This is a genomic window from Granulicella sp. L46 (genome assembly GCF_009765785.1).
GTDB lineage: Bacteria > Acidobacteriota > Terriglobia > Terriglobales > Acidobacteriaceae > Granulicella.
In genome coordinates this window covers 51,095-64,667 of sequence record NZ_LMUT01000002.1, presented here as the reverse complement: position 1 = coordinate 64,667, position 13,573 = coordinate 51,095, and the positions used below count along the sequence as shown (strand labels likewise).

At 55.1% G+C, this 13,573-nt stretch carries 8 protein-coding genes; 3 read left to right on the top strand and 5 right to left on the bottom strand.

The features are described from left to right. Positions 1-196 precede the first annotated feature (196 nt). Together GSQ80_RS00215 and GSQ80_RS23185 are read right to left on the bottom strand one after the other, a co-directional pair. Positions 197-2,623 (bottom strand): hypothetical protein, encoded by a 2,427-nt coding sequence (locus GSQ80_RS00215; RefSeq protein WP_254059365.1) that lies wholly within the window; start codon positions 2,621-2,623, stop codon positions 197-199. A 294-nt stretch (positions 2,624-2,917) separates the two neighbouring features. Further along, the gene (locus GSQ80_RS23185) at positions 2,918-3,880 is read right to left on the bottom strand and encodes a carboxypeptidase regulatory-like domain-containing protein (protein WP_254059364.1); all 963 of its coding nucleotides are present in this window, start codon (positions 3,878-3,880) and stop codon (positions 2,918-2,920) included. A gap of 539 nt (positions 3,881-4,419) precedes the next feature. Between GSQ80_RS23185 and GSQ80_RS00210 the strand changes: the two genes are divergently transcribed. Both GSQ80_RS00210 and GSQ80_RS00205 read left to right on the top strand, forming a co-directional pair. Then, positions 4,420-5,502, top strand: a complete 1,083-nt coding sequence (locus GSQ80_RS00210) for a LacI family DNA-binding transcriptional regulator (protein ID WP_158785504.1) — start codon at positions 4,420-4,422, stop codon at positions 5,500-5,502. Positions 5,503-5,561: 59 nt separating this feature from the next. Beyond that, the gene (locus GSQ80_RS00205) at positions 5,562-6,695 is read left to right on the top strand and encodes a multiheme c-type cytochrome (protein WP_158785503.1); all 1,134 of its coding nucleotides are present in this window, start codon (positions 5,562-5,564) and stop codon (positions 6,693-6,695) included. Between the two features lie 97 nt (positions 6,696-6,792). Here the strand turns inward: GSQ80_RS00205 and GSQ80_RS00200 are convergent, their stop codons facing one another. The 3 genes from GSQ80_RS00200 to GSQ80_RS00190 all read right to left on the bottom strand — a co-directional run bounded on the left by GSQ80_RS00200 (position 6,793) and on the right by GSQ80_RS00190 (position 12,183). Continuing rightward, the gene (locus GSQ80_RS00200) at positions 6,793-7,851 is read right to left on the bottom strand and encodes a hypothetical protein (RefSeq protein ID WP_158785502.1); all 1,059 of its coding nucleotides are present in this window, start codon (positions 7,849-7,851) and stop codon (positions 6,793-6,795) included. Between the two features lie 106 nt (positions 7,852-7,957). Further along, positions 7,958-9,781 (bottom strand): CRTAC1 family protein, encoded by a 1,824-nt coding sequence (locus GSQ80_RS00195; protein WP_158785501.1) that lies wholly within the window; start codon positions 9,779-9,781, stop codon positions 7,958-7,960. Further along, positions 9,778-12,183, bottom strand: coding sequence for a tetratricopeptide repeat protein (locus tag GSQ80_RS00190; RefSeq protein WP_158785500.1), 2,406 nt, complete (start codon positions 12,181-12,183; stop codon positions 9,778-9,780). Before GSQ80_RS00190 ends, GSQ80_RS00195 begins: the two co-directional genes overlap by 4 nt. A 186-nt stretch (positions 12,184-12,369) precedes the next feature. On the opposite strand from GSQ80_RS00190, the gene GSQ80_RS00185 reads away from it, so the two are divergent. Then, positions 12,370-13,557 carry a multiheme c-type cytochrome gene (locus tag GSQ80_RS00185; protein ID WP_254059363.1) on the top strand — a complete coding sequence of 396 codons (1,188 nt, stop codon included), beginning with the start codon at positions 12,370-12,372 and terminating at the stop codon, positions 13,555-13,557. Positions 13,558-13,573: the final 16 nt, after the last annotated feature.

Below are 13,573 nucleotides of genomic sequence, written 5' to 3'. Positions count from 1 at the left end.
ACGGTCCAGGTTTCGATTTTGAGTGATTGCAATCAATCCAAAGCCATTTCTTCGGATGCGGCATTTAGGAAATCTTTTTGAGTGTTATGGAGTGTAAACGGAAAACGAACCTGGCCAGCTTCGAGTTGTGAACGGACAATCGAAAACTCGATTGCCCGTTCACAGCCCATTTCATCCCCCGGGTCAGAGCCGTCGCTCAAAAAGAGAAGCGCAACGTATATTGCAATTCACGATTTGATCTTCCATTTTGCATTACCTGGCTCTGGCCAAAGCCAGATGGTGCGCCAGCCGCCGAAATGACGTTATTAGTGGGGCTACACGGAAGGCCGGTTGGTCCACCTCCTGGAGTCGGCGGCGTAGCGCCACCACAATAAACCGGGCTCGACGAGGTATACCCAGTCCCTTCAAGGCTGGTGCTGTTGAAGTTTGGATGATTGAACAGATCAAAGAAATCCATACTGAACTTAACTCGCAGACGTCCTTTGAGTTGCCAGTTTTTCGCTAATTGGAAGTCAACGTTTGTGGTCGGAGCGCCTGAACAAATGCCTCGTCCAACCATATTGTGAGGGATAGTACCAATGGGGTAGCCCACCAAGGTGAACGCTGCCGGATTTAAGAATGTGAATCCATTGCGACCAGAGCTGCAACTAACACCTGTAGCAAGGGGCCGATTGTTTGCCGAATAGCCATTGCCGATTAGCGAGGTCAGATTACTCGAATAACCACTGATGCAGTTGCCGTTGATATCGAGATTGGTGCACGCTCCACTTATTCCGCCGCTAAATACGCTGAGTGAAGAGCCTTCAACCAGGGAGATGATGCTGCTTGCCTCCCAGCCGCCCAACGTTTGCCGCACAAATAGCCCATGGGTCTCAAGTTTGGGAAGATAATAGACTTCGTTGGCCACAAAGATGTTTGGACGATTGACGTCGGTGTCGCCCTTGTCGAGCCGCGGATCGCTTTGATCGGTGGTGTACGAACCCGCAGCACTGTCCAGGTCGACGTTCCCGATAGAGTGAGACCATGTGTACGATGCTTGGAAAGTAGAAGGCCCTGTTTGATTGCGGAACAAGACTTGAAGCGAGTTATAGCTCGCATGGCCGTTCCTTGCATATCCACCGATGGTGCCAAAGTTGAAAGCCGGTCGCAATTCGTTCTGAGTACTTCCACTGGTGAACGCCGACTGCAAGTAGTTACTTGGCTGCACAGCATTCAGATCACTGATGGATGTTAGATGGATACCCGTATTTCCAACGTAGCCCACTTGCAGGGTTGTGTTTGCGGCTAATTCCTGCTCTACCGTCACATTCCATTGCCAAGAATTAGGAGTGACTGCCCGAGGGCTCTTCGCTGCATTCGGAGACACAGACGGATTGGCTAACGGCGCAGGTGTGTCAATCGAACGATTTGTATTGACTGAGATTACGTATGGGGCTGTTCGACTAAGTCCCTCGTCTAGACCGATCAGTTCACGTTGATAAAATTGCCCTCCGCCTAAGCGCACCGCAGTCTTTCCGTTACCGAAAACATCCCAGGCAATGCCTACACGCGCAGCGATGTCGTGGTTGCTTTGAAAGGCGAGCGCTCGGTTCGGTCCTGCGACGCCCTTGGACAAAGGAAGGTTGACGCCAAGCCCGGCCAGGAATTTAGCCGCGTCAGTGCAGGGATCGGTGCCCGGAACTGTGATCACACCATTACATGCGTCCGATGGATTTGCTAGCGCCCTCCCCGCGTCCCAAGTGGCGAGACTCCAATTTGCGTATTGATTTTGTGCGGAGTACGGCTCACGGTAGAAAGACCAGCGGAAACCGTAATCCAACGACACGTTCCGTCTAACCTTCCAACTATCACCGAGATACCACTCGATATCGTGCCACCTTATATCGGCGACGGCGTCGATGCTATTTTCTGTAACGTTGAACTCCTGCGGCATGTTGCCCGTCCCCGGAATAAGGATATTGGCAAGACCATTGTTTGTCTGGGCGCAAGCAGGGTGGCCCGGAACCCCGATATAAGTATTTCCTGACGAGTCGGCCTCGCAGTACACAGTCGAAGGGAGCGACGGTCTATCTTGACCGTTGCCAACATTTTCGATCTTGGTGTTAGTGCTTAACAAGATTCCAGCTCTTAGCAGGTGATCTCCTTTCACCTTCGATAAGTTGTCCTGCACGGAATATAGGTCTTCATGGCCACCATACGGAGCGATGTTCCACATCGAGAAGCTCCCGTTATATGAGCCATATGGATTGAGGCCACCCCAGCCTCCAAAAAATTCATCCTTCGTTTTGATCGAGGATGGGAAGGACGGCGGGTAAGCTGTTTGAAGTTCTGGGACAATATCTGCACGGGTGCCCGCTAGGGTTGAAATGAGTTGGTTGTGCCCGTACCCAAACTCAACATCGTTTACCATGCTGTTCGAAATAGTGGAGCTCAACTTTGCCATGACGCTCTTAGAGGGCTGGCTCCAAGCAGACTGCACGGTTGGGAATGCCGATTCACCCCAGAACCCCGCCGGATTGACCGGCGCGGGGTTGTCCCAACTGTCCCGCGTCCAGCGCATCGTCGCGCGATTGGATTTCGTCACATCCCAGTCTCCACGTACGTTCCATTCATTCCATTTCACAAAATTATTGATTGACGTATTCCAATTGAATCCACTGCTGTTGGTGAGAGCCTGATTCGCGTTGTAATTCGGTGTGGGATAAAACTGCGCGATGAGTAGACCACCCGCGTCAGGATTGGCTATCGTTTTGGGGTTGGACCCCTGGGCAAATTCTGGAATCGTCGGTATCGCCGCTCCGCATTGATCAGAAGTCGCAGCGCCATAAGCGCTGAAGTCGCCAGCCGATTCCGCATCAGTGGGTACGCAGGTGCCATAAGCCGCGCCGCGAATTTCGCGGTTCCATTCCTGGTTCCATCACAAAAATAACTTATTCTTCAGCACGGGACCGCTTACGTTGTAGCCAAAGTCATTGCGCCGCAGTTTGGCCTTTCCTTGGTTCAGATGATTGTGGACCCAGTCGTTCGTGTCCAGAAAATCGTTCCGACCGGCATAGAAAACTCCTCCATGCCACATATTGGTTCCGGATTTTGTAGTGATGCTGATAATGGCGCCGGATGCCTGACCGTATTCCGGTCCATACGAGTTTCGAATCATCTTGAATTCTGCAATCGTATCGACAGAAGGGTATACGAGGATTCCGCGATTCGAGCCCAGATCGTTGTTGTTCACGCCGTCCACGAGAAACAGATTGTTGGTATACGGATTTCCGTTCACGGAAAAGTTGACACCGCCCGCAAGACCTTTTGAAGTGCCATCGTAGGAAGATGCTGGAGAAACTCCAGGTGAGAGTTGGGTAAGACCCACGAAATTTTCACCATTGAGCGGGAGTTCTCGCACCTGGGTACCACTGATGACTTCACCGACAGCTGCCGAAGTCGTCTGAACCTGGACGGCATCCGCCTTGACAAGAACCTTTTCGTTTACGGCACCCACTTGAAGTGAGATGAGGACGTTTGTATTAGTCGACACATGGACCTGCACCTTGTCTACAACCTCTTCCTTGAAGCCGGCGGCCTGTGCATGAACCGCATAGGTGCCGATTGGGAGTTGCGGGATCGTGTACTCACCGGCCGCGCTACTCTTTGCCGAATACTTGGTGTTCGTGCCGACATCGATCGCTGTGATCAGGGCATTCGGGATAGCCGCGCCGCTTGTATCCGTTACGTTTCCGGTAATTTCTCCGTTGTAAATCTGGGAATGGGCGTGCAGATTGGCAAAAAGCACCCCGATTGCCACAAAAGCGACCCGGATGGATGCGTTCAGGTGAAGGCGAGCCCACGCGGGCACGCGGCCGATCCGCAGCGTTTGTCCGTTCATCATTCCTCCTAAAATCAATGCCTTACAAGGATTACGAAGATCAACAAGGCTTACTTAGTGCAGCATCTTCAGGACTCGTTCCAGGCACCGGAACAGCAGGCCGAGTAACGCCGCTTATTTCTTCGCGCTTCCCACAGTAGGAGAAGGGCTCGTCAGTGTTCCCGCAAATCTACGTTTGGGCGTAACAACTTGTCAAGGAAATAAATCAAACTGTAGCGGTTACTATTCTTATCTGTAGCGCTTACTGTGCAGTTCTTATGAAGCACGCCCTATCCATATCGCGATCTACACGCCCAATCCGTATCGCGATCTATAAGGCCGACAGGCGCGTTGCTACGGGTTCGACTTGTGACTCAAATGGAACTTTGGCGAATGCCCCTAAATCGCTAAAGTATTGACATGGGAGAGATTGTTGGATATTTTCGCGTTAGAGTTTGAATCCCTCCCGAATCTCAGCATTCATATGGCCGGGCGGCTGGTGACGTGATAACGAGGCGCAAGTCTAATCAGCGGATGGTTGGATAGTAAGGGAGCGAAAGATGACTCGAATGAAAGATATCGCTGAGGATCTCGGCATATCTCTCGTAACGGTGTCGAAAGCGTTCAACAATCACTCGGACATCAGTGCGGCGACAAAAGAACGTGTTCTCCGTCGCATGAGAGAACTGAACTACCAACCCAGTCTTCATGCCCAAGGGTTGGCTTCCGGTCGCAGTTTCATGATGGGGTTTATCGTTCCGGACCTCGTTCATGCCTTCTTTTCAGAAGTGGCGAAGAATCTATCGAGTGTTTTAAAGACCAAGGGATACGGGCTGATTATCTCTTCGTCCGACGAGGACCCGACAAGCGAGCAGGTAGAAATTGATCAAATGATTCGGCGACGCGTTGACGTCCTGTTGCTAGCGTCCTGCCAATCGAATCCTGACAGTTTGAGTCGTTTATCCGATCAGAACATCCCCTACATTTTGATTGACCGCACGTTTCAGCGTGCGAAAGACAACTTCGTGGGCACGGACGATGTCCTCGTGGGCGAGATGGCAACTGAACATCTCATCGGGCTCGGCAGACGGAGGATCGCGCATATCGGCGGCCAATTGGTAAGCCCTTCGATTGACCGTCGTAAAGGCTACAAAAACGCGCTTGCACGTCACAAGATACGTGTCGATGCAGACTATGTGGTATCCCGCAGCAGAGGTGATGAATCTGGCGATATCACGGGCGGGCAGGCGATGGAACGGCTGCTGAAGCTGGACGCTCGACCCGACGCAGTTTTCTGTTACAACGACCCCGCGGCCATCGGTGCTATGAGCGCAATCCTTGACGCCGGGCTGCGCATTCCAGAAGATATTGCAGTGGTTGGCTGCGGCAACATTCGATACTCAGAGTCCCTCAGAGTGCCACTTACGTCGGTGGATGTTTCGAGTAGCATGCTGGGAGAAACGGCTGGGAAGTTAGCGCTGCAGTTGGTCAAAGGGGGCAAGTCCGTCATGCCTCGCCAAATCCTCGTTCCTCCGAAGCTGGTTGTGCGGCAGTCCTCGGCCGGTGACGCTGTTGAGAACGCCGGGGCAAGAACGGGCAAGAAAACGAAAACGAAGTCGTCCCAGCGTCTTTCGTCCACCTGATTCCTCCAAAGGCTTATGTAACTTTGTCTTTCAAAATCAAAATGTCTCGATGGTCGTCTTTGCTGATCGCCACGATACCAGCAGCATTGATCGCACAGTTTGCGACCTCTGATTGGGTTAGCGAGCGACAGTTTTGGCCTACCCAAACACGTTATCCGCGAAGCTTGTATGTGGGGGAAGCGATGTGCGCGAAATGCCATCGGGACATCGTTGGCACCGCCGAGTCGACGCCAATGGCGCACGCCGCTATGAAAGCCGCCCAATCTGATGTCCTACGCTCACACCCGAATTTTGGGTTCACTCACGATGACTACCGCTATGAAATTCGAACGGGGTTGGGGAAAAGTACGTACACGGTGACGAACGGTGCTTCGCGTGGAACCGCTACGATCGAGTGGGCTTTTGGATCACACGGAGCGCAATCGTGGCTCTACAAGAAAGACGGAGAGTTTCATGAAGCTCGCGTCACCTATTTTCAGGATTTTGATCGACTGGATTTCACGCCTAATCGTGCACTTCAAACCTTGCACGGCGTAGATGAAGCGATGGATCGGGAAGTCGGTCGAGCCGAAGTGTACAAATGTTTTGCGTGCCATACTACGGAATCTGGGACCGGCGAGAGTTTTGACGAGTCACAACTCGTTCCCGGCGTGAAATGCGAAGCGTGCCACGGACCGGGACAAGCTCATAGAGACCGGATGGAGGGAAACGCCGGCCAGAAGGGCACGAGCGCCGTGCAGGTGAATACGTCGAGCGGCATCTTCAACCCCAAGAAACTAACGCCTGAACAATCCGTTGATTTTTGTGGGGCGTGCCACGGCTCCTATTGGGACATTAATCTGAACTCGGTTTCGGACGGCGTGAGCAAAGTCCGCTTTGAGCCTTACAGGTTAGAGCAAAGCAAATGCTGGAATAAAAACGATGGACGCCTGACGTGCATCGCCTGCCATGATCCACATAAACCGCTGGATAAGAACGCATCCGATTACGATCACGTCTGCCTCAGTTGTCACTTCACGACGGCGACGGCAGATAGTCCAACACGAAGTCTTCATGCGAAAACGATTTGCCTGGTTGCGAAGGAAAACTGCACCACTTGCCATATGCCGAAGGTGTACGTGCCAGCGGCTTATCGCAGTTTCCCGGACCATCGCATTCGCATCGCGAAAGAGGGCGAAGCCTTTCCCGACTAGGGCCACGCGCGGCTTTTTAGACCCCAGCCTTACGGGCCGTTGATTCTATGGCTTGGCAGGTGGTGCGACATCGCTCAACACTGTTGTCAAAGCGAATTCAAGGGGCTAAGTTCGCGTTCCTGGGAGACTCTGCGAGTAGCCCTTTGTGTGCGTAGCCGTCCAGATAATTCGCGAACGTTGAAGCTTCGGTGTCCGCTATCAAGTAGTAGTGCCCGGAGTTTGTTGCAGCGCTCCAGGAGTTTGTACCGTCCGAGGGATTTACGGTATTTGTTCCACCTGCGGAGACGGTAAAAAACGTTGTTTTGCCTAGCTTGGTTCCCCAGGCTCCGTACATCAGCGCGAGCTGGTCCCAAACCGGCCGCTGGGCTCCGGTCACGCAGTCCATGTCGGATTGGTGCGCGGCATTTACAGCGTTGCGCACCGGGTTCGTCTCGATAGAAGCATCCGCAGGAGCACCTGAACAGGCAATATTCCCAAGCGACCAGCCGACGATGTAGATCGGCGGATATCCATTTTGGCGGGTCCAGCGCGTGAAGAGTGACGCATAATCGACCGCGTCCGACTGGAAATTCCATTCCGCTCCCTTTGGATAGTCTCCGCCCATGACGACAAGCTCTTTTACCTTTGTCTTGAATAGTTGGGCGCCCGTTAGAGAGCTGATGGAATCCGCAGGCGAATTCAGTACCTGCACCAGGCAGGTAGCAAATCCAGTTTCCACGATCACGGTGGTGTGGTCGGGTTGGGCAGAGAGCGCTTTGCGATAGAGGCTTGCACAGTCAGGATAACCGGCGCGCGTGTCGGAAGCTTTGGGATTGAATTTCGTCAGCCAGACCTTATTCCATGTGCTGTCATTGCAGCCCAGCTTGGTGCAGAGCGGACTGTCCGGGGTGTTTTGTTGGTTTGCTCCAATCATAATTTCCGTGTGACGGTAATAGCTGGCCAGTGCATAGATTCCCGGGGCGGAGAGAACGTTACTGGAATCAGCGATCGTTGCAAGAGGCTTGATCCACCCCTTGTCGATCATCTTGTAGAAGACGCCATAATTAGTCACAGCTCCAACGTCCATGACCGGACCGTCATCGTCAAAGATCATGGGCGTCTGAGCGCAGGCAATTTTTGTAAACAGAATCAAACAAACAATAAGAACGTTCCGCATGCGTACCTCCGGATATGAACTCTGAGCTTTCATTTATCCTATAAGAAGCGCTTCAGTTGAGAGATTGAGACTCGTATCATGGATCGCGCGAGCCGGCTTCTAATGCTCAGTGGTGTGCTGGGGATGTTGGCCGCGCCTGCTCGACAGTGACGACGCCCCGACCCTCGACGACGGAATAAAAATGGTCGGCGGCGAGAGGGGGCAGTGTTTCTGATTTACCCGAAGGCCAATGGATCTGGACCGAATCTACGTTGGTTGCGCTGCCAAGACCGAAATGGACGCGGAGGTCATTCTGTGACAGGTAGCTCCCGCCGCTGAGGATTTCGCTGGTCTGCGTCATGCCTCCTGCCACGATCGCAATCCGAGCATTGAGGGCCAGGCGATTGCTTCTGGTTCCCTGCAGTTCGAAGCTGACCCAATGACGGCCCGGAATGCCGCGATTGCGTAGCAGCATTGGCGCGCCGTCGATATCACCGACGACCACGTCCATGTTTCCATCGTTGAACAGGTCGCCCACGGCAAGCCCCCGGGAGACGCGAGATTCGGTCAACGCCTTGCCTGCTTGAACACTGGCATCGCAGAACGTGCCGTCCTGTTGGTTGAGCTGAAGCAACTTTGGCTCGCGATATCTTGCGCCGGATGGCAGCGTGTCGACCTGAGGATAGACGTGACCGTCCACGGCGATCAGGTCCAGCCAGCCATCGTTGTCCAGATCAACGAACGCCGTACCCCACTTCACGTAGGGGAGAGAGGGCACCGCTACTCCGGACGGGTAAGAGACCTCGGTGAAGTTCCATTTGCCGTCGTTACGGTAGAGCAGATCGTTTTCATCAGAGAAATTAGTGACGTAAATGGATGGACGGCCGGTGTGGTTGTAGTCGCCTATGGCCAAGCCCATCGATGCCTGCTCGGAGCCATCCTCGCTGACGGCGGTGCCGGACTCCAGACCAATCTCTTTGAATTTGCCGCCGCCTAAGTTCTGATAGAGAAACTTTGGAGTCGAGTCGTTGGCAACGTAAATGTCAGGGCGGCCGGTGTTGTTGAAGTCGACCCAGACTACTGCGAGACCATAGTAGCCATTTGGGTCGTCAACCCCTGCGGTTTTGGAAATGTCGGTGAACGTTCCATCTCCGTTGTTGTGGAACAGAGCGTCACCTGCACCGCGAAGGCCGCGCGGGCCGCACTGGACATCGATGCCGCGATATTTGCAGAACGCGGCGCTTCCGAACCCAGGCATGTCATCGAGGTGAAAGTCCACGTAATTGGTGACCATGAGATCGACAAACCCGTCGCCGTCGTAGTCGCCAAACGCGGCGCCAGTCGACCAGCGACCGTCGGACACGCCTGCCTTCGCAGTGACGTCGGTGAAGGTTCCATCTCCATTGTTGCGATAGAGAATGTTGCCACCGAGACAGGTAACGTAGAGGTCGGGCCATCCGTCGTTGTTGTAATCGCCGACGGCGCCGCCCATGGCGAAGCAGCGCGTGTTCAGCGCAGCCTTCGCAGTCACATCGGTGAAGGTTCCGTCGTGGTTGTTGTGGTAAAGCACGCCGAGACTCTTTTCACCTTTGACGGCCATCTCGACGGTAGGAGCGTTGGTGAAGTAGATGTCCGGCCAACCGTCTCGGTCGTAGTCGATTAGCACCACGCCTCCGCTCATGGACTCGACGATGTATCGCTTCGATGGATCAGAAGTATGTTTGAACGCGATGTTCGAGGCGGCAGTTACGTCCTCCAATTGTGGGACAGGGCGACCCGTGCAGTGAGTAGACTTTGCGCCGGGAGGCGGCGGAGGCGGAATCGGATGACCGCTCTGCGCGATTGAGCAACCGACAGAATAAAGTGTGAGTGCAATGGAGCCGAGGATGGCGCGGGAGAAGTTGTGATGGTCCGAACGACGCGTCGCTTCCGTGCGCGAAAGGAATTTCATGGATGAGATACCATCGCACTCGCGGCACGTTGACGCGACTTTGCCTTCAGCTCCTTGTAAATGTCGAGTTCGTGGTCCGCCTCAGCTACGCGGTCCTCTTTCCTATAGGCGGCCTGGAGCTGGTAGTGGACGTAGTCGGTGCCAGGGCTGAGGCGGGCTGCCGCCTCAAGGTATCCGACTGCATCGGTCACTTGTCCGCGGTCTAGCAAGATCTTCCCCAACTCGTATTGCGCGTTGCCGTAGTCGGGATACTCGGACACGACCTGGCGAAAGGCCGCGACGGCGTCATCAAGCTTTGATTGCTGCATGTACGCGAATCCGAGATGATATTCCGCGTCGGGGTTGTCCGGTTGAATGGCCAGTTCTTCCTGAAATTCTTTGACAGCCTCCGGCCAATGTTCCCAATGAATGTATGCGAGACCGGCATTAAGATGCGCTGCCGGTAAGGACGGGTTGACGTTGAGCGCTTGCTGTAAAGTATTGATCGCGCGAGCGTAATCGCCGATCTCTGTCCAGAGACGGCCGACGAGTAACATGACTTCCGGAGGGCGAGGCTGTGTTTGAAAAGCCGTCAACACTTCCGACGCGCGTTTCATGTCGCCGGTGTGGGCTAGAGAGTCCGCCCAGGCGTAGCCGATTTCACCGTCGACCATACCGCGTGCGCCCAGCGGCTGAAATGTTCGCACAGCATCGGAATATTGGTTGCTGGCATAGTACGAGCTGCCGAGCATGGCACGCAGCGGAATGCTGTCAGGCTGTTGCTGGAGCGCCAAGGTGAGGCCGCGAATGGCCTCTGCGTAATCACCGACGCGGAAGGCGCTCTGGCCGAGATTCTTTGCAAGGCCGGGCAAAGAATTGTCCCATCGCTCTGCTTGCTGGTAGTCGCTCAACGCATGGGCGTAGTCGCCGCGCACGGCCTCGGACGTACCGAGGTCGTTGTAGGCAAGGCCAAGGGTGGCACGAAGCAGCTTTTGCTGGGTGTCCGCCTCGGAGCGTTGTGTCGCGGTGAGCTTGCTTTGCGCCAGCGTGGCGGGATTGAGGGGGTCGTCGATGCGCTGCTGCGTCTTTCCGAGCGGAGCCAGCGCATACGCGTCCTCCGGCTGGGGGATCAGCGGCATCACAGCGGCGGCCGAGCCTTCTCCGTTGGCGAGCGCGATGGATGCGATGCTTTGCTGGCTTTGCTCCATTGTTTTGACTTGTAGATCGCGTGCCTTCGCGAGGAACACGTCGGCCTCCTGCTGCCGATCAGATTTCGAGAGTATTCGACCGAGATCAACGTAGGCGCGGCGGATCTGGTAGTTGGATCGAGATTCATCCGCGCCGGTAAGCTCGACCGCCTTGCGCAATAATGGCTCGGCCTCCTTCAGATTGTCCTGCGAGTAGGCGTTGAGTCCCATATAGAGAAAGGGTTCGGGCTCGCTGGGCTGAATTTTGGCTGCGGCATCCAGGTACTTGTTTGACTCGTCATAACGGCGCTCGCTGGATAGTAGAAAGCCGAGCATGTAGTTGGCGAGGTAATCGTGTGGGAAGTACTCGATTTCCTTGCGCATTTCGGCTTCGACTTCCGGTGTGGGTTTCCACTCGTTCAGCGACAGCCTGGCAAGACCAAGAAAATAATGCGCGTGAGGAGTACGCGGGTCGACAGCGACGGCTAGTTGAAACTCGCGAATCGCTGAGGGCATATCGTCCGCATCGCGATAGGCACGTCCGAAGAGGACATGAAGCGAACCACTATTGCCACTTATTTTCATCATTCGGTCGAAAACTGATTGAGCGCGGAGCTTGTCCTCGGCTTTGCGCGTTTGTAGGAGACAGTTGGCGAGTGCATAGAGATTCTCGACACTGGGGTCGGCGTTGGCGACTTTCGAGAAAGGCTCGATGGCCTGGGCGAAGTCGCTTTTTTGGACGAGCGAACTAGCGAGGATGCGGTCGGCCTGAAGGTTGTCAGGGTCGGCGGCGAGAGTGGCCTGCGCGAGTTGAATGGCCTCGTCGTAATGACCGGACTGGGCTTGAGCCATGGCCAGTTCCAGGCGAGCGTCTTTCGAATCCTCAAGGCTAAGGGAGTCGCGATAAAGTTCGATCGCCTGGGGATAGGCTGACTCGACTTGCCGAAGGTTCGCGAGTTCACGCAGTGCGGTCGCGATCAGGCGTTGGTTCGCTTGAGCGACTGCGAACGGATCCCCGGAATTGCGGGCGGTTGATGCGGCAGCGATGCGAGTCTGAAGTTCGGTAGCGGCCGGGGACGATTTCGCGATGGCTGGCTTCTTGGTCGATTTTTGCTGCGCCGGCGCGCTCCCAATCGCAAATATACAGAGGAATGGGATGGCCGCCGAGATGCTCGAGGCAAGGCGAACGGGACGATGCTGGACAGGAAACGCGGGTTTGCGGGGTTTGCGCATCATCGAGATATGTCGACGAATTATACTTCAATTCAGAAGAGGGCCTAAAGCGCTACCGTAGCGGCATCTCGAGCAAATTGCGGCAAAGGCAACTCGCCGCTCAATGGCAAACCGGTTTGGGGCGAGATTGGAGATGGCGATACGGACGCAAGGTCATTCAGAACGAAGGTTGTCACCTGCGGCTGGGCGATGCTGCTTGCCCCGCAAGCGCTGCGAAATGCGCTGATGACGTTGCGGCGGGGTGGGCGACTCGTTCTGCTCGCCACGGTCCTGCTGCCGTCGCATTCACTCTTCGGGCAGCTCTCCACTGAGGACCATCTGGCTGAATCAACGTTTTGGCCTACGCAAGGCTGCGAGTCGCGCGAAGGATTTGTGGGCGCTGCGGCGTGCGCGAAATGCCATGCAGTCAAAAGCAGTCAGCAGGAATCGACGCAGATGGCACTGAATATGATGCCTGCCTCAGCGTCGGAGATCCTCCGCGGGCATTCTGACCTTACGTTCGCTGTCAACAAATACAAATACAAGATTGAGAACGCCGCGGACCAAAGTAACTATTCCGTGAGCGACGGGACGAAGAGTCTGTCATTTCCACTGGCGTGGGCGTTTGGCGCGGGGCGGGTGGGGCAGTCGTATCTCTTCAAGAAGGACGATGGGCAATTTTACGAGGCGCGGGTGACCTACTTCGCGAACTTGAAAAATCTCGGATTTACTCCGTCGCGCGAGCTTTCTTCTCCCTCAGGTATTGACGAGGCCATGTATCGGCCCGTGGGGCAGGCTGAGGCGATACGGTGTTTCAGCTGCCACGCTACAGCTTCCACCATCGGTGGTCACCTGGATGAAAGCCACCTGATCCCTGGTGTGAGTTGCGAGGCATGCCATAGTCCTGGTCGAAAGCACGTTCTTGCGATGGACGGCATGCTGTCGGGCAAGCCAGGGACTAAGAAGACCGAGATCTTCAATCCGGCGCATCTAGCTCCCACGGAGGCGGTCGAGTTTTGCGGCGCGTGCCACGGTGACTGGTGGGATGTGAAACTTTCGGGGGTGAAGGGCGTGTCGTCAACGCGATCTGCTCCAGCGCGGCTGGTGACGAGTAAATGTTGGGGCAAAGGGGAGGCCCGACTTACCTGCACCGCTTGCCATGATCCGCATCAGCAGTTGAAGACCGAGTCGGTTGAGTACGACGAGGCGTGTTTGCAATGCCATGTGAATTCGTCGGGAGCCAAGCCGACGGCGAGCCATCCGGGCCCAGCGTGCCCCACGGCGAGAGAACGGTGCACGAGCTGTCACATGCCGAAGACGTATGTCCCGGAAATGCATTCCAACTTCACCGACCACCGCATACGCATTGTGCGGTCAGGTGAACCTTTCCCAGAATGATCGGGCCGTTGCGACG

Excerpts from the sequence above, each read along its gene's own strand:
- GSQ80_RS23185 (WP_254059364.1), bottom strand. The coding sequence starts at position 3,880 with ATGAACGGACAAACGCTGCGGATCGGCCGCGTGCCCGCGTGGGCTCGC.
- GSQ80_RS00190 (WP_158785500.1), bottom strand. The coding sequence starts at position 12,183 with ATGATGCGCAAACCCCGCAAACCCGCGTTTCCTGTCCAGCATCGTCCC.
- GSQ80_RS00195 (WP_158785501.1), bottom strand. The coding sequence starts at position 9,781 with ATGAAATTCCTTTCGCGCACGGAAGCGACGCGTCGTTCGGACCATCAC.
- GSQ80_RS00210 (WP_158785504.1), top strand. The coding sequence starts at position 4,420 with ATGACTCGAATGAAAGATATCGCTGAGGATCTCGGCATATCTCTCGTA.
- GSQ80_RS00200 (WP_158785502.1), bottom strand. The coding sequence starts at position 7,851 with ATGCGGAACGTTCTTATTGTTTGTTTGATTCTGTTTACAAAAATTGCC.
- GSQ80_RS00185 (WP_254059363.1), top strand. The coding sequence starts at position 12,370 with ATGCTGCTTGCCCCGCAAGCGCTGCGAAATGCGCTGATGACGTTGCGG.